General features: G+C 69.8%; 25 protein-coding genes and 1 tRNA gene. 13 read left to right on the top strand and 13 right to left on the bottom strand.

Features of this window, described 5'->3' with window-relative positions; genetic code table 11:
- Window position 1: 1 nt before the first annotated feature.
- Window positions 2-628 (bottom strand): GntR family transcriptional regulator, encoded by a 627-nt coding sequence (locus ACFW0G_RS39305; protein WP_378330607.1) that lies wholly within the window; start codon window positions 626-628, stop codon window positions 2-4.
- Window positions 629-673: 45 nt separating this feature from the next.
- On the opposite strand from ACFW0G_RS39305, the gene ACFW0G_RS39300 reads away from it, so the two are divergent.
- A complete protein-coding gene (locus ACFW0G_RS39300; protein ID WP_378330606.1) occupies window positions 674-1,858 on the top strand; it encodes an aminotransferase class V-fold PLP-dependent enzyme in 1,185 nt (394 codons plus the stop codon).
- Here the strand turns inward: ACFW0G_RS39300 and ACFW0G_RS39295 are convergent.
- A complete protein-coding gene (locus ACFW0G_RS39295; protein ID WP_378330605.1) occupies window positions 1,855-2,343 on the bottom strand; it encodes a DUF1453 domain-containing protein in 489 nt (162 codons plus the stop codon). The two genes, ACFW0G_RS39300 and ACFW0G_RS39295, sit on opposite strands and share 4 nt — an antisense overlap.
- Window positions 2,344-2,407: 64 nt before the next feature.
- Between ACFW0G_RS39295 and ACFW0G_RS39290 the strand changes: the two genes are divergently transcribed.
- Together ACFW0G_RS39290 and ACFW0G_RS39285 are read left to right on the top strand one after the other, a co-directional pair.
- On the top strand, window positions 2,408-3,025 hold the full coding sequence (locus ACFW0G_RS39290) for a TetR/AcrR family transcriptional regulator (RefSeq protein WP_378330604.1): 618 nt from the start codon (window positions 2,408-2,410) through the stop codon (window positions 3,023-3,025).
- A gap of 174 nt (window positions 3,026-3,199) precedes the next feature.
- Entirely contained in the window at window positions 3,200-4,711 is a 1,512-nt protein-coding gene (locus ACFW0G_RS39285; protein WP_378330603.1) for an AMP-binding protein, read from the top strand.
- Here the strand turns inward: ACFW0G_RS39285 and ACFW0G_RS39280 are convergent.
- Both ACFW0G_RS39280 and ACFW0G_RS39275 read right to left on the bottom strand, forming a co-directional pair.
- Window positions 4,697-5,920 (bottom strand): MFS transporter, encoded by a 1,224-nt coding sequence (locus tag ACFW0G_RS39280; RefSeq protein ID WP_378330602.1) that lies wholly within the window; start codon window positions 5,918-5,920, stop codon window positions 4,697-4,699. The two genes, ACFW0G_RS39285 and ACFW0G_RS39280, sit on opposite strands and share 15 nt — an antisense overlap.
- Window positions 5,921-6,086: 166 nt before the next feature.
- Window positions 6,087-6,557, bottom strand: coding sequence for a MarR family winged helix-turn-helix transcriptional regulator (locus ACFW0G_RS39275; protein WP_378330601.1), 471 nt, complete (start codon window positions 6,555-6,557; stop codon window positions 6,087-6,089).
- Window positions 6,558-6,633: 76 nt separating this feature from the next.
- On the opposite strand from ACFW0G_RS39275, the gene ACFW0G_RS39270 reads away from it, so the two are divergent.
- Window positions 6,634-7,185, top strand: a complete 552-nt coding sequence (locus ACFW0G_RS39270) for a carboxymuconolactone decarboxylase family protein (RefSeq protein ID WP_378330600.1) — start codon at window positions 6,634-6,636, stop codon at window positions 7,183-7,185.
- Window positions 7,186-7,250: 65 nt separating this feature from the next.
- A complete protein-coding gene (locus tag ACFW0G_RS39265; RefSeq protein ID WP_378330599.1) occupies window positions 7,251-7,466 on the top strand; it encodes a hypothetical protein in 216 nt (71 codons plus the stop codon).
- 212 nt (window positions 7,467-7,678) lie between these two features.
- On the opposite strand, the gene ACFW0G_RS39260 is transcribed toward ACFW0G_RS39265, so the two are convergent.
- The 3 genes from ACFW0G_RS39260 to ACFW0G_RS39250 all read right to left on the bottom strand — a co-directional run bounded on the left by ACFW0G_RS39260 (window position 7,679) and on the right by ACFW0G_RS39250 (window position 8,756).
- Window positions 7,679-7,750 (bottom strand) — tRNA-Val (locus ACFW0G_RS39260).
- Between the two features lie 42 nt (window positions 7,751-7,792).
- Window positions 7,793-8,254 carry a peroxiredoxin gene (locus ACFW0G_RS39255; RefSeq protein WP_378330598.1) on the bottom strand — a complete coding sequence of 154 codons (462 nt, stop codon included), beginning with the start codon at window positions 8,252-8,254 and terminating at the stop codon, window positions 7,793-7,795.
- A gap of 73 nt (window positions 8,255-8,327) precedes the next feature.
- Window positions 8,328-8,756, bottom strand: a complete 429-nt coding sequence (locus tag ACFW0G_RS39250) for a DUF3052 domain-containing protein (RefSeq protein ID WP_378330597.1) — start codon at window positions 8,754-8,756, stop codon at window positions 8,328-8,330.
- A 403-nt stretch (window positions 8,757-9,159) separates the two neighbouring features.
- On the opposite strand from ACFW0G_RS39250, the gene aceE reads away from it, so the two are divergent.
- Window positions 9,160-11,955, top strand: a complete 2,796-nt coding sequence (gene aceE / locus ACFW0G_RS39245) for a pyruvate dehydrogenase (acetyl-transferring), homodimeric type (RefSeq protein ID WP_378330596.1) — start codon at window positions 9,160-9,162, stop codon at window positions 11,953-11,955.
- Between the two features lie 70 nt (window positions 11,956-12,025).
- Window positions 12,026-13,237, top strand: a complete 1,212-nt coding sequence (locus tag ACFW0G_RS39240) for an alpha-hydroxy-acid oxidizing protein (RefSeq protein WP_378330595.1) — start codon at window positions 12,026-12,028, stop codon at window positions 13,235-13,237.
- A 94-nt stretch (window positions 13,238-13,331) separates the two neighbouring features.
- Here the strand turns inward: ACFW0G_RS39240 and ACFW0G_RS39235 are convergent, their stop codons facing one another.
- The 3 genes from ACFW0G_RS39235 to ACFW0G_RS39225 form a co-directional block, all read right to left on the bottom strand.
- Window positions 13,332-13,976, bottom strand: a complete 645-nt coding sequence (locus tag ACFW0G_RS39235) for a nicotinamide riboside transporter PnuC (RefSeq protein ID WP_378330594.1) — start codon at window positions 13,974-13,976, stop codon at window positions 13,332-13,334.
- A 92-nt stretch (window positions 13,977-14,068) separates the two neighbouring features.
- Window positions 14,069-14,500 (bottom strand): MOSC domain-containing protein, encoded by a 432-nt coding sequence (locus ACFW0G_RS39230; RefSeq protein ID WP_378330593.1) that lies wholly within the window; start codon window positions 14,498-14,500, stop codon window positions 14,069-14,071.
- Entirely contained in the window at window positions 14,458-14,643 is a 186-nt protein-coding gene (locus tag ACFW0G_RS39225; protein WP_378330592.1) for an MOSC N-terminal beta barrel domain-containing protein, read from the bottom strand. The genes ACFW0G_RS39230 and ACFW0G_RS39225 overlap by 43 nt, the downstream gene beginning before the upstream one ends.
- A 108-nt stretch (window positions 14,644-14,751) precedes the next feature.
- Here ACFW0G_RS39225 and ACFW0G_RS39220 point away from each other — a divergent pair, with 108 nt between their 5' ends.
- Complete coding sequence (locus tag ACFW0G_RS39220; RefSeq protein ID WP_378330591.1) at window positions 14,752-15,282, top strand: hypothetical protein; 531 nt, start codon at window positions 14,752-14,754, stop codon at window positions 15,280-15,282.
- A gap of 60 nt (window positions 15,283-15,342) precedes the next feature.
- Here ACFW0G_RS39220 and ACFW0G_RS39215 read toward each other — a convergent pair whose 3' ends face one another.
- From ACFW0G_RS39215 to ACFW0G_RS39205, 3 genes are all read right to left on the bottom strand, one after another.
- Entirely contained in the window at window positions 15,343-16,080 is a 738-nt protein-coding gene (locus ACFW0G_RS39215; RefSeq protein WP_378330590.1) for a hypothetical protein, read from the bottom strand.
- 488 nt (window positions 16,081-16,568) lie between these two features.
- Window positions 16,569-17,795: an ABC transporter permease gene (locus ACFW0G_RS39210; RefSeq protein ID WP_378330589.1), complete on the bottom strand. Its 1,227-nt coding sequence runs from the start codon at window positions 17,793-17,795 to the stop codon at window positions 16,569-16,571.
- Complete coding sequence (locus ACFW0G_RS39205) at window positions 17,792-18,703, bottom strand: ABC transporter ATP-binding protein (RefSeq protein ID WP_378330588.1); 912 nt, start codon at window positions 18,701-18,703, stop codon at window positions 17,792-17,794. Before ACFW0G_RS39205 ends, ACFW0G_RS39210 begins: the two co-directional genes overlap by 4 nt.
- Window positions 18,704-18,843: 140 nt before the next feature.
- On the opposite strand from ACFW0G_RS39205, the gene ACFW0G_RS39200 reads away from it, so the two are divergent.
- The 5 genes from ACFW0G_RS39200 to ACFW0G_RS39180 all read left to right on the top strand — a co-directional run bounded on the left by ACFW0G_RS39200 (window position 18,844) and on the right by ACFW0G_RS39180 (window position 23,748).
- Window positions 18,844-20,058, top strand: a complete 1,215-nt coding sequence (locus ACFW0G_RS39200) for a PucR family transcriptional regulator (protein ID WP_378330587.1) — start codon at window positions 18,844-18,846, stop codon at window positions 20,056-20,058.
- 156 nt (window positions 20,059-20,214) lie between these two features.
- Window positions 20,215-21,144, top strand: a complete 930-nt coding sequence (locus ACFW0G_RS39195; RefSeq protein ID WP_378330586.1) for an ACP S-malonyltransferase — start codon at window positions 20,215-20,217, stop codon at window positions 21,142-21,144.
- On the top strand, window positions 21,141-22,127 hold the full coding sequence (locus ACFW0G_RS39190; RefSeq protein ID WP_378330585.1) for a beta-ketoacyl-ACP synthase 3: 987 nt from the start codon (window positions 21,141-21,143) through the stop codon (window positions 22,125-22,127). The genes ACFW0G_RS39195 and ACFW0G_RS39190 overlap by 4 nt, the downstream gene beginning before the upstream one ends.
- A gap of 68 nt (window positions 22,128-22,195) precedes the next feature.
- Entirely contained in the window at window positions 22,196-22,441 is a 246-nt protein-coding gene (locus tag ACFW0G_RS39185; protein WP_378330584.1) for an acyl carrier protein, read from the top strand.
- A 59-nt stretch (window positions 22,442-22,500) separates the two neighbouring features.
- On the top strand, window positions 22,501-23,748 hold the full coding sequence (locus tag ACFW0G_RS39180; protein ID WP_378330583.1) for a beta-ketoacyl-[acyl-carrier-protein] synthase family protein: 1,248 nt from the start codon (window positions 22,501-22,503) through the stop codon (window positions 23,746-23,748).
- Window positions 23,749-23,809 lie beyond the last annotated feature (61 nt).

Below are 23,809 nucleotides of genomic sequence, written 5' to 3'. Positions count from 1 at the left end.
GTCAACCCCTTTCCAGAAACGCCAACGTCTTCACCCAGTTCCGGACGAGCAGGTCGGACGCCGCGGGCAGATCCCCCGCCCGGATCGACGCCGCGATCAGGCGATGCTCGTCGATGCTCTCCGCCGCGCGGTGCGCTCCCCCGAAGTACAGCGTGTCATAGCGGCGCAGCAACGGTTTCGTCTGCTCGATCAGCCGCAGCAGATGGGGATTGCCGCAGCGGGACAGCAACAACGCGTGCCAGCGTTCGTCCGCGTCCAGCAGATCACCGCCGGAATCCAGCACCGAAGCCATCTCCTCCGCGACGACGTCGAGCGCGTCGGGCAGCCCGGCGAGGTCGAACGACGACGTCCAGCGCAGCGCCAGCGACTCCAGCTCCGCCACGAGCGGGTAGAGCCGCCGCGCCTCCTCGGGTTCCAGCGGCGGGACCAGGAAACCCCGTCCCGGCGCCGACACGAGCATCCCGCGATCGGCCAGCCCGATGAGCGCCTCCCGCAGCGGCGTCCGGCTCACGCCGAGCTCCCGCGCGAGGTGCACCTCGTTGATCCGCGCCCCGGCCGCGAGCCGCCCGTCGAGCACACGCGCGGTGATTTCCTGGATGAGATCGCGACGCAAGAGCTCCCTCGGCATGGGAGCAGTATTGCATGCAGCACGGCCGTACTGTATTCAGTCCGTATGACCAGTATTCAGGACCTGGACGTAGAGCGCGCCCGAGCGGAGACGCCCGGCTGCGCCGACGTCGTGCATTTCAACAACGCGGGCTCCGCGCTGCCGCCCGCCGTCGTGCTGGACACCGTGCTCGGACACCTTCGTGAGGAAGCCCACCTCGGCGGCTACGAGGCCACCGCCGCGGTGTCCGAAAAGCTCGACGCCGTCTACGCGTCGGTGGCCCGGCTGCTCAACGCCGAAGCCGACGACATCGCGATCACCGAAAACGCCACGCGGTCCTGGCAAGCGGTCTTCTACTCGTTCCCGTTCGGCCCCGGCGACCGGATCCTGACGTCCCAGGCGGAGTACGCCAGCAACGTCATCTCGTTCCTGCAGCTGAAGCGCCGCACCGGCGTGGAGGTCGAGGTGATCGGCGACGACGAGTCCGGCCAGCTCGACGTCGCGGAGCTGCGCCGCCGCATCGGCGACGACGTCAAGCTCATCGCCGTCAGCCATGTGCCGACCCAGGGCGGACTGGTCAACCCCGCCGAGGAGATCGGCGAGGTCGCCGAGCAGGCCGGGATCCCGTTCCTGCTCGACGCCTGCCAGTCGGCCGGGCAGCTCGACCTCGACGTCCGGCGGCTCAAGTGCGACGCACTCAGCGCGACCGGCCGCAAATACGTCCGCGGCCCGCGCGGCACCGGTTTCCTTTACGTGCACCCGAAACTCCGGGCCCGGCTGGAGCCCGCGATGCTCGACCTGCACTCGGCGAGCTGGACGTCCCCCAGCGAGTACACCGTCGACCCGACCGCCAAGCGATTCGAGGTGTGGGAGCGCAACACCGCGCTGGTGCTCGGGCTCGGCGCGGCTGTCGATTACGCGCTGGAGTGGGGACTGCCCGCCATCGACGCCCGGGTGAGCGCGCTGGCGAACACCCTGCGCGAACGGCTCGGTGAACTCCCCGGGGTCCAGGTGCACGACCAGGGCGCGCGCAAATGCGGCATCGTCACGTTCAGCCTCGAAGGCACCCCCGCCGCCGACGTCAAACGCGCGCTGACCGCGGCGAGGATCAACACCAGCGTGTCGAGCAGCACCTCCGCCCAGTTCGACTTCACCGCGCGGAAGCTGCCCGATCTGGTCCGCGCGTCGGCGCACTACTACAACACCGAGGACGAGATCGACCTCCTCGTGCGCGAGGTCGCGAAACTCTAGCGGCGCGACAACTCCCGCCGGCTCGGTGGTGCGTAAGGAACTCCGGTGTCCTTCGCCCGCCAGGCGAGCATCAGCGCCTCTCCGAGCAGGCTCAGCCCGATCGACAACGGCATCGGGCGGGCCTGCTCGTGCATCCCGTTCGCGACCGCGAGCGTGCCGATCCCGAAGTTGGCCGCGAGCGAAACAGCCCACACCGCGAACGTCCACCCGGTGTAGCGCTGCCAGAGGACACCGTCGCGTTCGAACAGCTTCGTAGTGCGCGCGCGAACCGCGCCGAACCCGATCCCGACCGCCGAGCCGAGTACCAGCCACAGCACGTCCACCGCGGTCAGGTTCTGTTTGAGCAGGCCACTGCCCCCGATGACGATCAAAATGAGCGGTGTCCCGTACACCTCACGCGCCACCAACGGCTCACCGCGCACCCTGCGCACGATTACCACGACCACCCCGGCGCACACGAGCGCCGCGATCACCCAGCCGTTCATGAAGACCCCCCTTTATAGCATCATCGTGCTAAATAAATTAGCAAAGACGTGCTATAAAGGCAAGGTGCCGAAGATCGTCGACCCCGAGGCCCGCCGTCTAGCCATCGCCGAAGCCGTGTTCCGGGTGATCCGCCGCGACGGCCTCGACCAGGCATCCCTGCGCGCGGTCGCGGAGGAGGCCGGGCTGGTGATCGGCTCGGTCCGCCACTACTTCGCCAACCACGAGGAGCTGATCGTCTTCGCGATGCGGACGCTCACGCGGCGCACGGCCGCCCGCATCGCCGCGCGCGCCGACCAACTGCTCGGCGACACCACACCGGGGAGCGAGGCGTCGCTGGACCAGACCACCGAACTGCTCGGCGAACTTCTCCCGCTCGACGAGACCCGCCGCGCCGAGGCCGAGGTGTGGCTCGCCTTTTCCGCCGCCGCGCGGATCCGGCCTGGAATCGCCGCCGAGACCGCTCAGCTGCACGAGGGCACGCGCCTGCTCACCCGCAGATCACTGGCCGAGGCGGAGAAACGGGGCTCACTCGGGGCCGGGCTGGACCTCGATCTCGAGGCCGAGCGATTGGCGGCCCTGCTCGACGGACTGACCCTCGGCGGCATCTCGCACCCGGACCGGGTCACCCCGGACCTGATGCGCGCCGTCGTGCGGCGGCACCTGGAAACGTTGCGCCGCTGAGCATGGCCGAACGGCTTGGCGCGCAGTTACTAATCCGACCAAAAGCAGGCGGACACGGGCCGCAGCCGACCTGCTCGCAGATACCCGTTTCCGCCGTGACAGTGGTCGGATTCGTAACTAACGGCACAGTAGCCTGGCAGGGAGGGGGCAGCCGATCACCGACAGGAGCCGCGGGTGAGCACGTTCTACGACATCGCGACCGCCGACCCCGACCGGATCGCGGTCATCGACCCCGCCGGCCGGCAGGTGAGCTTCGGGCGGCTGGCGGCCAGGGTCAACCAGCTCACGCACGCACTGCGCGCACTCGGTCTCGGTGTCGGCGACGGCGTCACCGTGATCCTCCACAATGGACTCCCCCACTACGAGGTCCAGCTCGCGACGCTCCAGGCGGGGATGTACTTCACCCCGGTCAACTACCGGTCCACGTCCGGCGAAATCGGCTACATCGTCGAAAACAGCGAGTCACGGGTGGTCATCGCGGACGCGGACATCGCCGCGGCCTGCACGTCCACTTTGGACGAACTCGGCATACCGGCCGAACGCCGATTCTCGGTGGGAAACACCGAAAACTGGTCGGACTACGCGAAATGGGGCAGCGAAGAACCGGAAACCGTGCCGGAGAACCGGACTTCCGGGGCGACGATGGTCTACACGTCCGGGACCACCGGACGACCCAAGGGCGTGCGGCGGCCGTTGAGCGGAAAGCCGCCCGCGCTGCACCCGGACTACCAGCACGTGATGGAGCTGCTCGGCGTTTCCCCCGGCACCGGGGTGCACCTGGTGCCGTGCCCGCTGTACCACGCGGCGCCGGGCGCGTACTCGCTCAGCGCGCTGCATCTCGGGCACACAGTGGCGTTGATGTCCCGTTTCGACGCCGAAGAGACGTTGCGGCTGATCGAGCGGTACCGCGTCACCACCACCCACGTGGTGCCGACGATGCTCCACCGCCTGCTGCGCCTGCCCGAAGAAGTCCGCACGCGCTACGACCTGTCCTCGCTCACCAGCGTGATGCACGGCGCGGCGCCGTGCCCGCGCGAGGTCAAGGAACGGATGCTCGCCTGGCTCGGGCCGATCGTCACCGAGTACTACGGCGCTTCGGAGGGCATGGTTTCCGTAGTACAGCCGGACGAATGGCTTGCCGAGCCGGGCACGGTCGGCCGTCCGCTGCCCGGTGTCCGGGTGAAGGTCCTCGGCGAGGACGGCGCGGAGCTGCCGGCAGGCGAGACCGGCACGCTCTACTTCAGCTCCGTGCACACCGATCTCGGCTACCACCGGGACCCGGAGAAGACGGCCGCGAACAGGTCCGGCGAGTTCCTCACCGTCGGCGACGTCGGCTACCTCGACGCCGAGGGCCGGGTGTTCCTGCGTGACCGGCGGACCGACCTGATCCTTTCCGGCGGGGTCAACATCTACCCCGCCGAGATCGAGGCCCGGCTGCTGAGCCATCCCGACGTCGCCGACGTCGCGGTGATCGGCGAACCCGACGAGGAATGGGGACAGCGGGTCGTCGCGATGGTGCAGCCGGGCGAGGGCGTCGCCGCGGACGACGCGCTGGCCGAACGGCTGGCGGCACACTGCCGCGGCGCGCTGGCCGGGTTCAAGACGCCGAGGCGGTTCGAGTTCCGGGATCGGCTGCCCCGCACCGACAGCGGCAAGATGCTCCGGCGCACGCTACGCGCGGAGTGACAGGTCGGCGGCCGGCGCCTGCCGGGGACGGGCTCCCCGCCACACGAGCATGGTTCCCGCCGCGCAGACGGTGGCCAATCCGCCCGCGATCGCCACCGAGGCCGCGGGCCCCAGCAGATCGGCGGCGACCCCCGCCCCTGCCATCGCCAGTCCCTGTGACGTGTAGAGGCACGTGGTGATCCAGCCCATCACCGTCGCGCGCCGCGCGTTGTCGACGACGGACATCACCACGGCCTGGCTGCGCACCATGTACACCGTGCACAGCGCGCCGCAGGCCGCCCACAGCGCGATGGTCCACCCCAGCCCCGGCGCGAACGCGCAAGCGGCCAGTGGCAGGCCGCCCAGCGCCATGGGCAGGATCACCGAACGCGCCCCCGGCGCCGAAGCCCGCCTTCCCGCCCACCACCCGCCGACGACGCTGCCGACGGGGTCGGCCGCCATCAGCAGTCCGACCATGAACGGCTTCGCCCCCGCGGCGTTCGCGTAGGGAGCCGCGAGCGCTTCCGGAACGACGAGCAGGCCCATCAGCGACGACAGGATGACGATCGCCACTATCCGGCGGTCGGGTTTCCCGCGCGGCCGGGCTCCGTCCTTCGACGGCGAGATGTCCCGACGCGCCGCCGGGCGCGCCCGGACACCGAAGAACACCGCCAGCGCGCCGATCAGGAACGTGCCGCCGTTGAACAGCAGTACGGCGCCGGGGCCGACGGCGGTGACGAGCACGCCGCCCAGCCCGAACCCTGCCACCTGCGCGATCTGGATGGTGACCTGCCGGAGCCCGAGGCCCGCCTCGTGACGTCCCGGCGGAAGGACGTCGGGCAGCAGGGCCAGCTGCGCGGCCTTGAACGGCGCGCCCGCCAGGGTGAGCAGCGCGACCAGGCCCCAGAGCGCCCCGAGCGGGAGCCCCGGAATCGCCATGGCCGCGGCCAGGCAGGCCCGGAGGACGTCCGTCACGACGATGACCGTGCGCCGGGGGAACCGGTCCCCCAGCCCGGAAAGCAGCAGCCCGCCCAGCAGCGACGGCAGGAACGTCAGCGCGTAGGTCAGCGCCGTCAGCAGCGCCGAGTCGGTCCGCCCGAACACCAGCAGGGCCAGCGCCACCCGCGCGAGCTGGTCCCCGACCTGGGACAGGGCTTCGGCCAGCCACATCGCCCGGAATTCGGCGCTGGCCAGCGCGCTGGTGAAATGCCGATGCCCCGTTTCGCGCACTCGACACCCTCCCCGGTGGTGAGCCGGACGACGGCTCCCCCTTGCACCGGCCCCCGGAGAACTCCAAGGTATGGCCGGAGTGTGCCCGCGTGGACACAGCAAGCGACGATTCACCCGAACGCACCAGCCGTGCCGCGCGCCGCGTCCACAGTGGACATTCGAGGGGTCAGCCGCCGAACCACCCGGCGACGTCGAAGCCGAACCCGCCCGGCGCCACGACGGCCCGGAGTCCGTCCTCCATCGCCCGCACCCGGTCCGCCCCGATTTCCGCGACCCAGTGCGCACGGAGGTCGTCGAAGACGACGGCCGACCGGGCCAGCGCGTCGAGTCCGCGTGGCGTAAGGCGGACGACCTTGCGGCGGGCGTCCGCGGCATCGTCCGCGCGTTCGGCGTAACCCAGTGCCACCAACCGGTCGACGGTCTTGCCCGCGGCCTGTTTGGACACTCCCAGCCTGCGCCCGAGCTCGGTAGCCGTCACGCCGTGGACGCCGATCGCCTGCATCGCGAACCCGTGCGCGGGGCGGACGTCCGGATGTCCCTGCCGCGCCAGCTCGGCGTGCAGCCGGTCGATGAGCGTGCGAAAGCCGGCGAACAGCAGCAACGGCAGCTCGTACCCGGGCGGACCCTGTTCGGCCATCACTGCCCCTTGCACAAATCGACAACCTGGTTTACGTTTTGGTCAACCACGTTGACTACTTTAGCCGGGAGACACCATGACCGCCTTCCCCGATCACACCCTCGACTCCGCCCCGGCCGCCGCGCGCGCCGCGATGGCCGCGACCGCCCGCCACCGCGGTTACGTGCCCGCGCCGGTCGGCAGACTGGCGACGTCGCCGGAACTGCTCGGCGGTTTCCTCAAGCTGAGCGGCATCTTCGAAACCACGACACTGGCGCCGGTCGAACGCGAGGTCGTCGTCATGACGGTGGCCGCCCGCAACGAATGCCACGTGTGCGTCGCGATGCATTCGGAGATCCTGGCCGCGAAGGAGGCGCCGTCCGCGCTGATCGAGGCGCTCCGCGCCCAGGAGCGGCTGCCCGATGCCCGCCTCGACGGTCTCCGCGTCTTCACGCTCGCGGTCATGGACACCGCGGGCGCCGTTCCGGAGGAGACGTTGCAGGCGTTCCTGGCCCACGGCTTCACCGCCCGCAACGCGCTGGAAGTGGTTCTGGGCGTCGGCACCTACACGTTGTCGACGTTCGCGAACCGGCTCACCGACGCCCCTTTGGATGAGGCACTGGCCCCGTTCGCGTGGCACGCCGCGTGATCATGGCCCACCGGCCGTAGAGTCGGGTCACCTTCGATCCAACGCCGGGGAGTACCGGACGAGTCATGAACTGGTGGGCCGGATACACCGTGGCCGTCATCGGCCTGCCGGTGCTGCTCGCGCTCTGCTGGCTGGCCGTCGACAGCCTGCGTGACCGCCGCCATGCCCGCCACCGCTCGATCCGCCGCAGCGTCACTCGCATCCGCACCCGCCGCTCCCGCTCCACCACCCCCACCGAAATCCCCTGGCCCACCACCGACCAAGACACCGTCCGCCAGTAAAAAGCGAGCGGCAGGCAAAAGGTAAGCAACGGGCTCCACAAGGACGCAAAGCGGAACCGGACTACGAAACGGACCCACCGGGTGGCAGCACGCTCCGCGTGCGACCCACGCTGGTTCAGGAACCGACCGCACCGTGGGGGGTGTGGGGGGCTCGGCCCCCCACGGCGAGACAGGACACCGGGAGTGGTGGCCGCCAGGCCACCCGAACAGGGTGGGCGCAGTAGGGTTCGAACCTACGACCGCTCGGGTGTAAACCGAGTGCTCTCCCGCTGAGCTATGCGCCCTGATCGGCGGCCGCCCCGCCAGGGGACGGCCGCCGGGAAGACTCAGGCCAGTTCGGCCACGGCCTTCTTCCAAGCCTGCTGGTCGCGTGCCTCGCCGGGCGCGTTGACCTCGGCGAACTTGACGACGCCCTCGGTGTCGATGAGGAAGGTGCCGCGGACGGCGAGCCCGGCGTCTTCGTTGAACACGCCGTAGGCCTTGGCGACCTCGCCGTGCGGCCAGAAGTCCGACAGGAGCGGGAACTGGTAGCCCTGCTGCTCGGCCCACGCCTTGAGCGAGAACGGGGTGTCGACGGACACGCCGAGCACCTGGACGCCCTTGCCGTCGTAGTCGGCGAACTCGTCGCGGAGCTGGCACAGCTCACCGGTGCAGATGCCGCTGAACGCGAACGGGTAGAACACCAGCAGCACCGGCTTGTCCCCACGGAACGACGACAGGGTGACAGCCTGCTTGTTGTAGTCGTTGAGCGTGAAGTCAGGGGCCTGCGAACCGACCTCGACGGTCATACCGCGCTTCCTCTCCATGGCGAACACGTGCCTGTGAAGTCAACCCTATCGTGTCGGCTTCCGGCGACCGGGCTCACCGCTTGGACTGCGACTTCGGCGACACCAGCCGTACGCCGATCCAGTCGGATCCGACGCTGACGTTGGCGGTCTGCGCGAGGCCGACCGCGGACACCGCCTCGGCGATCTCGCTCGGCTCGACGTGTCCCGGCTGCCCCGTTTTGGGGGTGAGCACCCAGATCACGCCGTTCTCGTCCAGGGGGGTCCGGACGTCGATGAGGGCGTCGCCGAGGTCACCGTCGTCTTCCCGCCACCAGAGCAGGACGACGTCGATCACCTCCTGGGCTTCCTCGTCGAGGATCTCCCCGCCGATCTGCTCCTCGATCGCCGCGCGAACGTCGTCGTCGACGTCCTCGTCCCAGCCGATCTCCTGGACCACCATGTCGGGCTTGATGCCAAGCCTTTCGGCGACGCTGCGCTGCTCAGCGTCTCCCGCGGCGACCACTGCTTTCACTCCTCCAACTACGACGGAGCGTGGCGGCCCATCCGCTGCGCGGACCTCGCGGCCACCACACTCGGCTACACGGTTGGAGATAGCGAACACTGGCGCGGCGCTGCGCGCAACCGTCCACACCGGATCTTTGGCAACTCGTGTCACGTCGGCACGGCGTGCGACGGGCTTCGGGCGGCCCCGAAGGGACCGCTCTGCCACCCTCGCGGAGCGCCTGTCCTAGGGTGGGGAGGAATAACGCGCGCGCGATACAACGGCGCGCGCGGAGTGGTGAGACCGGGTCGGCGAACGTTACCGACGAGTAGAGGTGACGGGAGCGGAAACGGCGACGACGATAAAAGTCGGAACACCCCACGTACGAGCACGACCCAGCTACAACGTTTCACAAGGAGACCCCTTGGCCCCGCAGAACGACGGCGCCTCCGGCAAGGAGACCCCGGCACGCGTACGCGTCATCCGTGACGGACTCGCGGCGCACCTGCCCGACATCGACCCGGAGGAGACGGCCGAGTGGCTGGACTCCTTCGACGAGGCGCTGGCCAGGGGTGGTCAGCAGCGCGCCCGGTACCTGATGCTGCGCATCCTGGAGCGCGCCAGGGAGCGGCACGTCGGGGTGCCCGCGCTGACGTCGACCGACTACGTCAACACGATCCCGACGGAGAACGAACCCTGGTTCCCCGGTGACGAGGAGATCGAGCGCCGCTACCGCGCGTACATCCGCTGGAACGCCGCGATCATGGTGCACCGCGCGCAGCGGCCCGGCGTCGGCGTCGGCGGCCACATCTCGACGTACGCGTCCTCCGCGGCGCTGTACGAGGTCGGGTTCAACCACTTCTTCCGCGGCAAGGACCATTCCGGCGGCGGCGACCAGATCTTCATCCAGGGCCACGCCTCCCCCGGCGTCTATGCCCGCGCGTTCCTCGAGGGCCGCCTGACCGAGCAGCAGCTCGACGGGTTCCGCCAGGAGTACTCGCACGCCGGCGAGGGCGGCGGCCTGCCGTCGTACCCGCATCCGCGGCTGATGCCGGAGTTCTGGGAGAACCCGACCGTGTCGATGGGCCTCGGCCCGATGAACGCGATCTACCAGGCCCGGTTCAACCGCTACCTGCGCGACCGTGGCATCAAGGACACCAGCGACCAGCACGTCTGGGCGTTCCTCGGCGACGGCGAGATGGACGAGGCGGAGTCGCGGGGCCTGATCCACGTGGCCGCGGGCGAGGGCCTGGACAACCTGACCTTCGTGATCAACTGCAACCTGCAGCGGCTCGACGGACCGGTGCGCGGCAACGGTAAGATCATCCAGGAGCTGGAGTCGTACTTCCGCGGCGCCGGCTGGAACGTGATCAAGGTCATCTGGGGCCGCGAGTGGGACTCGCTGCTGCACGCCGACCGCGACGGCGCGCTGGTCAACCTGATGAACGTCACCCCGGACGGTGACTACCAGACGTACAAGGCCAACGACGGCGCCTTCGTCCGTGAGCACTTCTTCGGCCGCGACCCGCGCACGAAGGACCTCGTCAAGGACCTCTCCGACGCCGACATCTGGAACCTCAAGCGCGGCGGCCACGACTACCGCAAGGTGTACGCGGCCTACAAGTCGGCGCTGGAGCACAACGGCCAGCCGACGGTGATCCTGGCGCACACCATCAAGGGCTACGGCCTCGGCCCGGCGTTCGAGGGCCGCAACGCCACGCACCAGATGAAGAAGCTCACCCTCGACGACCTGAAGCTGTTCCGCGACTCGCAGCGGATCCCGATCAGCGACGAGGAGCTCGAGCGCGACCCGAAGCTGCCGCCGTACTACCACCCCGGCAAGAACTCGCCGGAGATCGAGTACATGCTGGGCCGCCGCAAGGCGCTCGGCGGGTTCCTGCCCGAGCGGCGCCCGAAGGCCGCGAAGGCGCTCGTGCTGCCCGGCGACAAGGTCTACGAGGGCATCCGCAAGGGCTCCGGCAAGCAGGAGGTCGCCACCACGATGGCGTTCGTCCGGCTCATCCGCGAGCTGGCGAAGGACTCCGAGATCGGCCGCCGGATCGTGCCGATCATCCCGGACGAGGCCCGCACGTTCGGCCTCGACTCGATGTTCCCGACGGCGAAGATCTACAACCCGCACGGGCAGACCTACACCTCGGTCGACGCGAGCCTCATGCTGGCGTACAAGGAGTCCGAGAAGGGCGTCATCCTGCACGAGGGCATCAACGAGGCGGGCTCGACCGCGTCGTTCACCGCCGTCGGCACCTCGTACGCCACGCACGGCGAGCCGATGATCCCGATCTACATCTTCTACTCGATGTTCGGGTTCCAGCGCACCGGTGACGGCCTGTACGCCGCGGCCGACCAGATGGCGCGCGGGTTCGTGCTCGGCGCCACCGCGGGCCGGACCACGCTGACCGGTGAGGGTCTCCAGCACGCCGACGGGCATTCGCTGCTGCTGGCCGCGACCAACCCGGCCGTGGTGGCCTACGACGCGGCTTACTCGTTCGAGATCGCGCACATCGTCAAGGACGGCCTGCGCCGGATGTACGGCGAAACCGGGCCGGACGGCAACGGCGAGAACGTGTTCTACTACATGACGATCTACAACGAGCCGTACCAGCAGCCGGCCGAGCCGGAGAACCTCGACGTCGAGGGCCTGCTCAAGGGTCTGTACAAGTACGCCGACGCCCCGGCGGGCGACGGTCCCGAGGCGCAGATCCTGGTCTCCGGCGTCACGATGCCGGACGCGCTCAAGGCCCAGAAGCTGCTGGCCGAGGAGTGGGGCGTGCGGGCCGCGGTGTGGTCGGCGACGTCGTGGACGGAGCTGCGCCGCGAGGCCGTCGAGGTCGACCACGACAACCTGCTCTACCCGGGCAGCTCGCCGCGCGTGCCGTACGTGACGGAGAAGCTGTCCGGCGTGAACGGGCCGGTCGTGGCGGTGTCGGACTGGATGCGCGCGGTGCCGGACCTGATCCGCCCGTGGGTGCCGACCGACATGCTGACGCTGGGCACCGACGGGTTCGGCTTCTCCGACACCCGCCCGGCCGCGCGGCGGAAGTTCCTGGTCGACGCCGAGTCGATCACCGTCGGCGCGCTCACCGCGCTCGCGCGGCGCGGCGAGGTCTCCCGCGACAAGGTGATCGAGGCGACGCGGAAGTACCGCATCGACGACGTCTCGGCCGCGGGTCCGCAGACCTCCGACTCCGGCAACGCGTGACCGAGTGCTAGAAAGGGACCCGGCAGACATCCGATGTCTGCCGGGTCCCTTTGTACATGGAGGTGGTCTTGTGACGAAGCGCCAGCTGCCGCGGCCGAGCGAGTTCAAGCAGATCCTGCGCCCGAAGCCGGTCGTGCTCAACCCCACCGACCGGCGGCTTGCGAACGCGCACACCATCGCCGACCTGCGGATGATCGCCCGCAAGCGCACCCCGCGCGCGGCGTTCGACTACACCGACGGCGCCGCCGAGCTGGAGGACAGCCTCCGCCGTGCCCGACAGGCGTACCGCCGCGTCGAGTTCCAGCCGAACATCCTGCGCGGAGTGTCCGATGTGGACACCAGCAGGGAGATCCTCGGCAAGCGCTCGGCACTGCCGTTCGCGTTCGCGCCCACCGGGTTCACCCGGATGATGCAGCACGAGGGCGAGCGCGCGGTGGGCCGGGTCGCCGAGCGCAACGGCATCCCGATAGGGCTGTCCACGATGGCGACGACGTCGATCGAGGACCTCGCAGAAGCCGCGCCCGGTGCCCGCAAGTGGTTCCAGCTCTACGTCTGGCACGACCACGGCGCGGGCGAAGATCTGATGAATCGGGCCTGGGAGTCGGGCTACGACACGCTGATGCTGACCGTGGACACCCCGGTCGCCGGCGCCCGGCTGCGCGACGTGCGCAACGGGCTCACCATCCCGCCCGCGCTGACGCTCAAGACCGTGCTCGACGGTGCGATGCACCCGGCATGGTGGTTCAACCTGCTCACCACCGAGCCGCTGAGTTTCGCGTCGCTGAACCATTTCGGCGGCACCGTGGCCGAGCTGCTCGACCTGCTCTTCGACCCGAAGCTGAACTTCGACGACCTCGACTGGGTCCGGCAGACCTGGCCGGGCAAGCTCGTCGTCAAGGGCATCCAGAACGTCACGGACGCGCGCGACGTCGTCAAGCACGGTGCCGACGCGGTGCTGTTGTCCAACCACGGCGGCCGCCAGCTCGACCGCGCCCCGACGCCGCTCGAACTGCTGCCCGCGGTGCGCGACGAGATCCAGAGCAGCGCCGAGGTCTGGCTAGACACCGGCATCCTGTCCGGCGGGGACATCGTGGCAGGGATCGCCAGTGGCGCCGACGCTGTGCTCATCGGCCGCGCGTTCCTCTACGGCCTCATGGCGGGCGGCGAGCGCGGCGTCCAGCGCTGCGTCGACATCCTCCGCACCGAAATGGTCCGCACCATGCAGCTGCTCGGCGTCCGCGCCGTCGACGACCTCCGCCCCACCCACGTCATCCTGCGCTGACCCAGCGATCTCGCGTGATCGAACGCGCAACTCACGTGATTGAACGGAGATCTCGCGTGATTGGACCGGTGTCGCGTCCAATCACGCGAGATCGTCAGTTCGAGGGGGCCAGGGCCTTGCCGGTGCGGGCGGCGCGGACCTGCTTCGCCGACCGGTTCCAGCTCCACCAGCCGTGGATCACCAGCCCGGCGAACACGACGTAGATCGCGGCCGAGAAGTACAGGCCCGACGAGATCTGCAGCGGCACGCCGATGGCGTCGACCACCAGCCAGACCAGCCAGAACTCGACGAGCCCGAGGCCCTGCGCGGCGAAGGCGACGAGAGTCCCGATGAACAGGGCGGCGTCCGGCCACGGCGCCCACGAGGCGTGCAGTGCGTCGAGGACCAGCGCCATCGCGGTGGTGCCGACGGCGAACGCGGCGATCATGCTCAGCCGTTCGGCGAGCCTGCCCTTGCGGACCACGATCCCGAACACCGGGTCGTTGTGCCGCGACCACGCCCACCAGCCGTAGATCGAGATCACGAGGATGGCGATCTGACGCGTGGCGAGCCCGCCCAGATGCGCGGAGATGTACACGGCGAAGAGCAGCACGGTGGCGCCGACCTGCACCGGCCACGTCCACAGCGTGCGACGTTGCGCGAGGAAGACCACCGCGAGCGCGAACAGCTGACCGGCCAGCTCCGCGATCGAGATCCACTGGCCGAACACCGTGATCCCGTGGTGCAGCAAGAAGTCCACGAGCGCCCCTTCCGTCTACCGCTCCCAACATGCTCCCCCGCGGCGGCATTCCCCAGAGACTGTGAGGCGCGGAACACCCGGATGAGGGGGGCTCAGCAGGTCACGTGGGCACCGGCACGGATCACGCCACCGCGGACCACCCGCGCGTGCACGCCGAGCATCCGCTCGTTGTGGGTCACGATGGTCTTGAACAGCCCGCGCGCCGGGGGCAGGTCCGCGCAGGGCAGGTCGACCATCACGCAGCGCTGAGCCCGGCGCAGGATCTCCAGCTCGACGTCGCCGATCCGGACGTGATCACCGATCCAGGTCTCCTCTGCGAGGCAGGGCGACGAACCCGTGTCCACCAAGAGGTTGGGCCGGAACCTGCGCTCGTCGATCGGCACGCCCGGCGCGCGCTCCCGCAGCCACGCGAGGGTGGACGTGGTCACCAGGTGCACCGGGGCCTCGTCGTGGTGCGGGATCGAGGCTTCCTTCACGAGTGTCACCGACGGCCGGTCCAGATGGCTGGACAGCAGGCCGTGCACGGCATCGTCGTCGCCGCGTACCGACGCTCCGTCCGGCGGTCGCCGTCGACGCCGCGTTCGCCGAACTTCGCCGCGCGCAACCATTCGCCGCGCATCGACTTCACCGGATACCGCCACAGTGCCGAAACCACCCCTCGTCCCATCGGACCAGCCTATTGACCGACCACTCACCACCCGACAAATTGCGCGGGAAAGCTTGTCGCGCAACGAAAGATGCCGCTACCGTCGCCCGCGCAAGACGGACACCAAGAGTGCCCGCTCGACTGCGCATCGTCCCGGGCGTGCTGTATCGCGACGGCAAGGGAATCGGCCGGACATCGCGGCCGGGACAGGGGCGGTTCACGGTCCCGGCCGAGCCGGGCGCCTACCGGTTGACCACTGAGGCGAGCAGCAGCGGTGCCGCCGGTCTCAGCAGCCGGGTCAGCTCCGCCTGGACGTTCGGCTCCCGGCACACCGACGGCCCGGAGCGGCTCCCCGTCGGCGTCATCCGCTTCACGCCCGATCTCGACGCGGACAACGCCGCGCCGGCGGGACGTCCGTACCTGGTTCCGCTCGCGTACTGGCCACAAGGCTCGAGCACCGGCGAAGCGCCGAAACAACTCACCGTGGAGGTTTCCTACGACGGCGGCGTCGTCTGGACCTTCGCGCCCGTCCTCGCCAACGGGGTCGCGCTGCTGCACCACCCCACCGGTGCGAGCGCGGTGTCCCTGCGCGCCAAGGCCGCCGACCGCTACGGCAACACCGCCGAGCAGACCATCATCAACGCCTACAACCTGAAATGACTTCTGGTGCCCCGTGCGGGCCCGGTGCCTTCCTCGACCACCGGGCCCACACGAGGAGCCTCACTCGTCCAGCCGGTGAATCCCCGCGGGCGGCGTCGGCGTCTCCGAACCGACCGTGGGCTGCTGCTTCGGCTTGCCCACCTGTCCCTGCAGATTCGCCAGCCAGCCGTGCCACCGCTCCTGCGCCGGCTTGATCAGCCCACCACCGAACCCGACCACGATCACGCCACCGATCGTCGCCAGCACCGTGATCAGGATCGGCCCGGTGATCGCCGTCGCGATGTTCACCTGGCCCAGCGCCGCGATGATGCCGAACGCCATGATCAGCCAGTAACTGATCGTGCCCAGCAGCCGCGCGGCGGGCCGCGTCGCCAGCGCACCCGTCACCGCGCCGCGCACCACGTTCGCGATCGCCGCCGCCACGATGATCAGCACCAGCGCCACCACCACCCGCGGCAGGAACGCGATGATCTCGTTGAGCAGCTGACTCACCGGGTTGGTCGGCCCGAACACCCCGAACGCGAGCTGCAGCGCGATCAGCAGAATGAAGTAGTAGACGATTTTGACCAGGATTCCGGCGGCGTCGACGTTCGCCTGCCCCAGCATTCGGGTCAGGCCGGTCTTCTCGATCAGTTTGCTGAAACCGAGTTTCCCGAGCACCAGTTCCAGTGCCTTCGCGATGCCCTTCGCGATGAGCCACCCGATGAACAGGATGATCAGAAAAGCGATCAGTTTCGGAACGAACGTCGCGACCAGGCCCCACGCCTGCCCGAGCCCGTCCTTGAGCTGCTGGCCCACGACAACTCCTTCCCGCCGATTCGTTGCACATTCGCTGCGTGGATCGTTGATCAGCGAGAGGGGCCCGGCAACTCGGGAGTTCCACGATCGAGTGAGTCGGCTAGCGCGAGAAGATCAACGCCATCCATACTTGAGCTACCGGTGGGGACCGGGGAGACGAGGCCGTCCGGCGCAGCGAAAACCGCTCAGCGCCGGGCGGCCTCGATCGTATCTGCGTCTTCTGGGGTCGAACCCCAGACCCCGCCGGGTGGGGGCTTCGCCCCCCGGCCCCCCGTGGTAGTCGCCTTTCGTAGTTCTGTCCCGTTGATCTCGTGGCGTCCCGGCTTATTGGTGAGACGGTTGTGCGTTTGTCGCCTTGTGAAGGTGTTTCGGCTTTTGGTTGTTTTGTTTGCCTGGGGTTTGCGTTTCCCCTCCCCGCGGAGGGTTACCGCGGGGAGGGGAGAGGGGGCGGTGAGGTGCGTGTGGGTGAAGTGCTCCGGGCTGGTCTACTAGGCGGCGCGGAGGGCGTCTCGGAGTTTGACTTTGGCGCCGGTGCGCATCACGGCGTTGCGATAGATGCGCGCGGCCAGCCAGATCAGCGCGGGAATCAGGGCGATCACCAAGGCGATGGAAAGGACGGCCTCCCAGACGGGAACCCCGCCCATCGCCAGGCGGATCGGCATCACCGTCGGCGCGAACACCGGGATGATCGAAAGCACCTCGGCGAAACTGTTCGACGGATCGCTCGGCAGAATCGAGATACCGACCAGATATCCCGCGATCACCAGCATCAGCGCGGGCATCGTCGCCCCGCCCACGTCTTCCTGCCGCGAAACCAGCGCGCCGAGCGCGGCGAACACGATCGCGTACATGAAGAATCCGAGCAGGTACCACACGATCAGCCACACCACGGTCCCGACCGCCGCCGAAACCGACAGGTCCAGTGCCCCGGTCGCCCGGCCGGAAATCACCCCGACCACACCGATCAGCAGCATCTGGACCAGCCCGACCGTGCCGATGCCGAGCACCTTCCCCGCCATCAGCTGCCACGGTTTGATCGTCGACAGCAACAGCTCGACGACCCGTGACGTCTTTTCCTCCACGACGCCCTGCGCGACACTCTGGCCGTTGATCATCAACGACAGATAGATCAGGATCCCCGTGACAATGCCGAGGAACAGTTGCTGGCCGTCGTAGTCGTACGGCTTCTCCATCGGCGAGACGGCCACCGCCGCGCCCGCGACCGCGGCGTTCACCTTCGCCGGGTCCCCGCCGAGACCGGTGATCTGCTGGTTCAGCGCGACCTGCCCGGCGAGCACGTTCAGGACGTTCTTCAGCTTCCCGTTGATGTCCTTCTTGACGACCACCTGGAGCTTGCCGTCCGCCGCGCTCGTGAGCAGCGCGTCCAGCGAGCCGTCGGCCACCTTCGCCCGGCCCGCCGCCTCGTCCGGCACCGGGCTCGTCGCGATCTTCTCGTCCAGCGTCTTCCCGCTCGCCTCCAACGGGGCCGCGAGCGACGAGGTCGCCGGGAGGACACCCACCGTGGCGTCGGCGCCACTGCCGCCGCTGAACAACTTGACGACGATCGTCGCGGCGACGATCAGCAGCAGCATCACGGCCGTACTGACGCGATAGGCCTTGGAACGGAACCGGGTGCCGATCTCGCGTGAGGCCACGAGGCCGACAGCCGACAGCGGACTCATCCGGACATCCGGGCCGGAAACGGGCGCGGTCATGCCGCCACCTCCTGGGTCACCACGGAACGGAACAACTCGGTCAAGGAGGGCTGTTGCCGGGCGAACTCGCGCACCGGGCCGGTCGCCAGCGCCGCCCGCAGCACGGCCTGGTCGTCCGCGCCCTCCCCCAGCTCGACCTCGGTCACGCTGCCTTCCCTGCCCAGCACCTTCACGCCCGGCAGCGCGCCGGCCCAGCCGTCCGGCGCCGCCGGCGCGTCGATCAGCAACCGCACGGCGCCGCCCGCACGCAGCTCGGTCACCGTGCCACTGGCCACCATCTGTCCACTTCGGACGATCCCGACGCGGTCGCAGAGCCGTTCCACCAGATCCAGCTGGTGACTGGAGAACACCACCGGGACGCCCTCGGCCGCCTTCTCCTTGAGCACCTGGCTCATCACGTCCACCGCGACCGGGTCGAGCCCGGAGAACGGCTCGTCCAGCACCAGGATCCGCGGTTCGTGCACGAGCGCCGCGGCGAGCTGGACCCGCTGCTGGTTGCCCAGGCTCAGCTTCTGCACCTCGTCGTCGCGGCGGCCGGCGACACCGAGCCGTTCGGCCCATTTCTCCGTCGACGCGCGAGCGGCGGGAGCGGACATCCCGTGCAGCCGAGCCAGGTAGGTCAGCTGTTCGGCCACCTTCATCTTCGGGTACAGCCCGCGCTCCTCCGGCATGTAGCCGATGTGCCTGCGCGTCTCGTGCGTGACCGGCTCGCCAGCCCAGCGCACCGCGCCGGCGTCGGCGGCCAGCACGCCGAGCGCGATCCGCATCGTCGTGGTCTTGCCCGCGCCGTTGCTGCCGACGAACCCGAAGAGCTCGCCGGGCCGCACGGAAAAGGTCATTTCGCGCAGCGCGACGACGTCGCCATAGCGCTTGGAGATCGCGTCGATCTCCAACCCGGGTTCTCGCACGGTGTTCTCTCCCCACTGTGTCGGCCTGTTTCCCCTGGTTACGGATAGTAGAGAGATCGCGACGGAGCCGCCTACCGACTCCGGTTGCGGATCCGCCGCCGAAAGTTGCGGATGACCGGTCCCCGTAGGATCGACCGGTCATGGCGGAAACGAACACCGGACGCCGGGTGGCGAAACACCACGGCCTGTCCGCGAAGACCCTCAACCGGCTGGAGCACGCCTCCGGGCGGCTCGCCAGCGCGAGCGTCGCGGTGATGGAACAGCGGCTGTCCTGGTTCGCCCGGCTGCCCGCCGACCAGCGCGCCAGCGTGCTGCTGATCACCCAGACCGGCGCGTCCGGGTTCGTCGCCTGGCTGCGCGACGACAAGGAGTCGCTGCGGCTGACCACCGACGCCTTCCGCGACGCGCCCGCCGAGCTCTCGCGCTGGGTCAGCCTGCGCCAGGCCGTGGGCATGGTGCGGCTCGCGATCGAGGTGTTCGAGGAGCAACTGCCCGAGTTCGCCGCGAACGAGACCGAACGCGCCGCCCTGATCGAGGGAATCCTGCGCTACGGCAGGGAAATCGCCTTCGCCGCGGCGAACTCCTACGCCGCGGCCGCCGAGGCGAGGGGCGCGTGGGACGCGCGGCTGGAGGCACTGGTCGTCGACGGGATCGTCCGTGGCGACGCCGAGGAGGCCGTGCTCTCCCGCGCGGCCGCGCTCGGCTGGGACCCGGCCGCCGCGGCGACCGTCCTGGTCGGCAACCCGCCGTCGGAGGATCCGCCGACCGTGGTGTTCGAGGTCCGCAGCCGGGCCGCGCGGGTGGGCCGCCCGGTGCTGCTTTCGGTGCAGGGCTCGCGGCTGGTCGTCGTCGTCGGCGGGCCGACCGAGGGCGGGATCAAGGAACGGGAAATCCTGGCGAAGATGTCGATCGCCTTCGCCGACGGCCCGGTCGTCGCGGGACCGACGGTGCCTTCGCTCGCCGAGGCGCACCACAGCGCGTCCGAGGCGCTTTCCGCGCTGCGCGCGGTGGTCGGCTGGCCCGGCGCGCCCCGTCCGGTCCGTTCCGACGACCTGCTCCCCGAGCGGGCCCTGTCCGGCGATCCCGAGGCCGAGCGGCTGCTCGTGGAGGAGATCGCGCGGCCGCTGGAGGAGGCGGGGCCCGCGCTCCAGCGCACGGTCGAGACGTACCTGGAGAGCGGCGGCGTGCTGGAAACGTGCGCGCGCACCCTGTTCGTGCACCCCAACACCGTCCGGTACCGGCTGCGGAAGGTCGCCGAACTCACCGGCAGGCACGCCACCGACCCGCGCGACGCGCTGGTGCTGCGGATCGCGCTGACCGTCGGCCGCCTCGCCCGCGGCCGCGGCCTGTGGTGACCGAGTTCATAGCGAAAGGTGGTTGAACCCGACAAGGCTTCCGGGTTAAGCGCGGCGATCCTCCCCGTGCCTTTGGAGGTTTCCTCCAATAACGTCGGCCGGACTTGGTGAGCGTCGACATCCCCGCGAAGGGGCACCGGCGTGTTGTCTTGAGGGGTGACAGTCGCAGTCCTCGCTCCCGGCCAGGGGTCACAGGCCCCCGGCATGCTCACGCCCTGGCTCGAACTCGACGGCGCCCGCGCGCTGCTCGAAGACTGGTCCGCCCGCTCCGGGCTCGACCTGATCCGGCTGGGCACCGAAGCCGAGGCCGACGAGATCCAGGACACCGCCGTCGCGCAGCCCCTGATCGTCGCGCTCTCGCTGCTCGCCTTCGACCAGCTGCGGCGCACCGCCCCGGTGCCCGACGACGCCCCGGTCGCCGGGCATTCCGTCGGCGAGCTCGCCGCCGCCGCGATCGCCGGGGTGCTCCCCGAGGCCGACGCGGTCGCGCTGGCCGCGGTGCGCGGAGCGGAGATGGCGAAGGCCTGCGCGCTGGAACCGACCTCGATGGCCGCGGTCATGCTCGGCGATCCCGAGCAGGTCACCGCCTGGCTGGCCGACCACGGGCTGGCCGCCGCGAACCGCAACGGCGCCGGGCAGATCGTCGCCTCCGGTGCGGCCGACGCCATCGAGCGCATCGTCGCCCATCCCCTCGAGGGCACGAAGATCCGCGCGCTCAAGGTGGCCGGTGCCTTCCACACGCACTACATGGCGCCCGCCGAGGAGACCCTGCGGAAGTACGCCGTCGAGCTGAGCCCCGCCGACCCGGCGCGTCCCCTGCTGTCGAACGCCGACGGCACGGTGGTCACCAGCGGCGCGGAGTACCTCGATCGCCTCGTCTCCCAGGTCACCCGCCCGGTGCGCTGGGATCTCACCATGGACGGCCTGGTCTCGCTCGGCGTGACCAGCACCCTCGAACTCGCGCCCGCGGGCACGCTGACCGGTCTGGTCAAGCGGCAGCTCAAGGGCGTCGTGACCACTACCACCGCGCTGAAGTCGCCCGCCGAGCTTGCCGCGGTGCAGCAGCGCCAGGAGGACGCTCAGTGACCGACCCTCGCCCCACCCTGCGCCAGCCACAGAGTGTCACCGGGAGCCGCATCCTCGGTGTGGGGAGCGCGCAGCCCGACAAGATCGTCACCAACGACGACCTGTCGCAGATCATGGACACCAGCGACCAGTGGATCCGTGACCGCGTCGGCATCATCGAGCGCCGCTTCGCCGAGAAGGACGAGCTGCTGGTCGACTTCGCCGTGGCGGCGGGCACGGCCGCGCTGGCCGACGCCGGCGTCGATCCGTCCGAAGTGGACACCGTGATCCTGCCGAACTGCACGATGCCCTCGCTGATCCCGAACGCCTCCGCCCAGGTCGCCGCCCGCATCGGGATCCCCAACCCCGGCGCGTTCGACCTCAACGCCGCGTGCGCCGGGTTCTGCTACGGCCTCGGCGTCGCCTCCGACCTGATCAAGGCCGGTTCGTCGAAGAAGGCGCTGGTGATCGGCGCCGAGAAGCTGACCGACTCGGTGGACCCGACCGACCGCGCGAACGCGATCATCTTCGCCGACGGCGCGGGCGCCGCCGTGGTCGGCGCGGCCGACGAGCCCGGCATCGGCCCGGTCGTCTGGGGCAGCGCCGGTGAACTGGTCGACCTCATCTACATGCGCGACCACAAGTACATCTATCAGGAGGGCCAGTCGGTCTTCCGGTGGGCGACCACGCAGATCGCGCCGATCGCGTTGCAGGCGCTGGCCGCGGCAGGGCTCGATCCGTCCGATGTGGACGTGCTGATCCCGCACCAGGCCAACCTGCGCATCGTCGAGGCGATCGCGAAGAAGCTGCGTGCCAAGGGCGCCCGCGAGGACATGGTCGTCGCCGACGACATCAAGTACTCCGGCAACACCTCGTCGGCCTCGATCCCGCTGGCGCTGGACCACATGCGCAAGGCGGGCACCGCGAAATCCGGCGACCTCGTGCTGGCCGTCGGCTTCGGCGCCGGCCTCTCCTACGCGGGCCAGGCGTTCGTCTGTCCCTAGTGGATACTTTCCCCGCGGGCGCCGTGCCCGCGGGGCACACGAAAGAACACCGAGAAGGGAACAACCCCATGGCTGACAACACTGAGATCCTCGCAGGCCTCGCCGAGATCGTCGAAGAGGTCGCGGGCGTGGCTCAGGACGACGTCACCACCGAGAAGTCGTTCGTGGACGACCTGGACATCGACTCGCTGTCGATGGTCGAGATCGCCGTGCAGGCCGAGGACAAGTTCGGCGTCAAGATCCCGGACGACGAGCTGGCCAACCTGAAGACCGTCGGCGACGCGGTCAACTACGTGTCCGCCAACCAGAACTGAGGCCTTTCGTACCCGGATCGGGGCCCGCCCGGTCCGGAGCCGACCTTGGGGAGTTCTCCATGAGCACCAACGACGTCGTGGTCACCGGCCTGGGGGCCACCACCCCGCTCGGCGGGGACGTCGCGTCCACCTGGGACGGTCTCCTGTCCGGGAAGAGCGGGGTCCGCACGATCGAGGCCGAGTGGGCCGAGAAGATCGACCTGCCGGTCAAGATCGGCGCCCCGCTGGCGGTCGAGCCGTCCGAGATCCTGCCGAGGGTGCAGGCCCGGCGCCTGGACCGCTGTGAGCAGATCGCGCTGATCGCGGCCCGGCAGGCCTGGGCCGACGCCGGTTTCGCGGAACAGACCGACGAGCACACCGACGTCGAGCCCGAGCGGCTCGGCGTGGCGATCGGCACCGGCATCGGCGGCCCGGTCACGCTGCTGCACCAGCACGATCTGCTGAACGAGCACGGCATCCGCAAGGTGTCGCCGCTGACCGTGCCGATGCTGATGCCCAACGGCCCCGCCGCCCACGTGGGCATCGAGCTGAAGGCGCGGGCCGGGGTGCATTCCCCCGCATCCGCGTGTGCTTCGGGTGCCGAGGGCATCGCCGCCGGGGTCGAGATGATCCGGTCCGGCAGGGCCGACGTCGTGGTGGCCGGTGGCGCCGAGGCGTGCATCCACCCGATCACGCTGGCCGGTTTCGCCCAGGCCCGCACGGTGTCCACCCGCAACGACGACCCGGCCGCCGCGTCGCGGCCGTTCGACGCCCACCGGGACGGGTTCGTCCTCGGCGAGGGCGCCGGCGTGGTCGTCCTGGAGCGGGCGGACCGGGCCAGGGCACGCGGCGCGCGGATCTACGCGACGCTGGCCGGGCACGGCATCACCTCCGACGCCTACCACATCACCGGCAACCACCCCGAGGGCATCGGCCAGATCGCGGCCATGCGCGCGGCGATGAGGATGGCCGGGCTCTCGCCCGCCGACATCGGTCACGTCAACGCGCACGCGACGTCGACCGTCGTCGGTGACGTCGGCGAAGCGGCGGCGATCAAGAACGCGGTCGGCGACCACCCGGTGATCACCGCGCCGAAGGGCGCGCTCGGTCACCTCGTCGGCGGGGCAGGCGCGGTCGAGGGCATCGCCACGATCCTGGCGCTGTACCACGGCATCGTGCCCGCGACGCTCAACCTGGCCGATCTCGACCCGAAGGTCCAGCTGGACGTCGTCCAGGGCGAGCCGCGCAAGGTCGAGCTCGGCGCCGCGATCAGCAACTCGTTCGGGTTCGGCGGCCACAACGTCGCCCTCCTGGTCACCCAGGCCTGAGAGAGCTGAAGGGGACTTTCCTCGCAGGACATGCGAGGAAAGTCCCCGTCAGTGCGTCTTT

The sequence above is a fragment of the Amycolatopsis sp. NPDC058986 genome (genome assembly GCF_042741125.1).
Lineage (GTDB): Bacteria > Actinomycetota > Actinomycetes > Mycobacteriales > Pseudonocardiaceae > Amycolatopsis.
Note: the sequence above shows the minus strand (reverse complement) of the source record. Positions and strands in the feature narration are given on the sequence as shown.

Excerpts from the sequence above, each read along its gene's own strand:
- ACFW0G_RS39270 (WP_378330600.1), top strand. The coding sequence starts at position 6,634 with ATGACCGCCTTCCCCGATCACACCCTCGACTCCGCCCCGGCCGCCGCG.
- ACFW0G_RS39185 (WP_378330584.1), top strand. The coding sequence starts at position 22,196 with ATGGCTGACAACACTGAGATCCTCGCAGGCCTCGCCGAGATCGTCGAA.
- ACFW0G_RS39200 (WP_378330587.1), top strand. The coding sequence starts at position 18,844 with ATGGCGGAAACGAACACCGGACGCCGGGTGGCGAAACACCACGGCCTG.
- ACFW0G_RS39305 (WP_378330607.1), bottom strand. The coding sequence starts at position 628 with ATGCCGAGGGAGCTCTTGCGTCGCGATCTCATCCAGGAAATCACCGCG.
- ACFW0G_RS39180 (WP_378330583.1), top strand. The coding sequence starts at position 22,501 with ATGAGCACCAACGACGTCGTGGTCACCGGCCTGGGGGCCACCACCCCG.
- ACFW0G_RS39300 (WP_378330606.1), top strand. The coding sequence starts at position 674 with ATGACCAGTATTCAGGACCTGGACGTAGAGCGCGCCCGAGCGGAGACG.
- ACFW0G_RS39265 (WP_378330599.1), top strand. The coding sequence starts at position 7,251 with ATGAACTGGTGGGCCGGATACACCGTGGCCGTCATCGGCCTGCCGGTG.
- ACFW0G_RS39210 (WP_378330589.1), bottom strand. The coding sequence starts at position 17,795 with ATGACCGCGCCCGTTTCCGGCCCGGATGTCCGGATGAGTCCGCTGTCG.
- ACFW0G_RS39225 (WP_378330592.1), bottom strand. The coding sequence starts at position 14,643 with ATGGGACGAGGGGTGGTTTCGGCACTGTGGCGGTATCCGGTGAAGTCG.
- ACFW0G_RS39295 (WP_378330605.1), bottom strand. The coding sequence starts at position 2,343 with ATGAACGGCTGGGTGATCGCGGCGCTCGTGTGCGCCGGGGTGGTCGTG.
- ACFW0G_RS39255 (WP_378330598.1), bottom strand. The coding sequence starts at position 8,254 with ATGACCGTCGAGGTCGGTTCGCAGGCCCCTGACTTCACGCTCAACGAC.
- ACFW0G_RS39275 (WP_378330601.1), bottom strand. The coding sequence starts at position 6,557 with ATGGCCGAACAGGGTCCGCCCGGGTACGAGCTGCCGTTGCTGCTGTTC.